Raw genomic sequence first — 671 nt, 5'->3', positions numbered from 1 at the left:
GCATTCTTTCGCTCTTCCGTTAATCGCAAGCGACATCATTCAAATCGGAAAGCCGCGCCTCGAGCGCGGCTTTTTTCGTTCACCATCCCCTCGAAAGGAACTGAAGTTCGCTAGTCTGCCGTTTTTTCGTCGACGGCAAAATTGAGCGCACCTCGAGATTATGCAATTGAAAAACTGGCGAAGCATCAGCCACAGCGTATCGCCATTTCGAACGCCGCATCCGGAGACGGGTGCGGTCATATTATTTTTAACTTTTTTAGATGATTTACACGTAAAAATTTTACCTTATGCTTTTTACTACTTTAAGTATTTATTAACCATGAAGCAGTTAGCTAGAGCCATCGAAACGGCGAGCTAACCTTTAAAAATCAGCTGGTTAGCAGGCATGACGCTGCGCGCCGTTCCCGGTGAGACCGGAATGTCCCTTTTCTAATCAGCCATTCAAGGGGCAATTTATTATGACCAGCATTTTGACAAACGTTGCAGCCATGTCTGCACTCCAGACCCTGCGTTCTATCGGCCAGAACATGGAAGCCACCCAGGACCGCGTGTCCTCCGGCCAGCGCGTCGGCGAAGCTTCCGACAACGCCGCATACTGGTCGATCGCGACCACCATGCGTTCCGACAATGGCGCGCTTTCCGCCGTACAGGACGCGCTCGGCCTCGGCGCC

The 671-nt window shown here is 51.4% G+C and carries 1 pseudogene; it reads left to right on the top strand.

The annotated features are described in order from the left end of the window. Window positions 1-458 precede the first annotated feature (458 nt). Window positions 459-671: pseudogene (locus tag DXT96_RS00370) on the top strand (hypothetical protein); the annotation flags it as partial.

Origin of the sequence: Agrobacterium sp. ICMP 6402 (genome assembly GCF_009498615.1) — a bacterium.
GTDB lineage: Bacteria > Pseudomonadota > Alphaproteobacteria > Rhizobiales > Rhizobiaceae > Agrobacterium > Agrobacterium burrii.
Note: the sequence above shows the minus strand (reverse complement) of the source record. Positions and strands in the feature narration are given on the sequence as shown.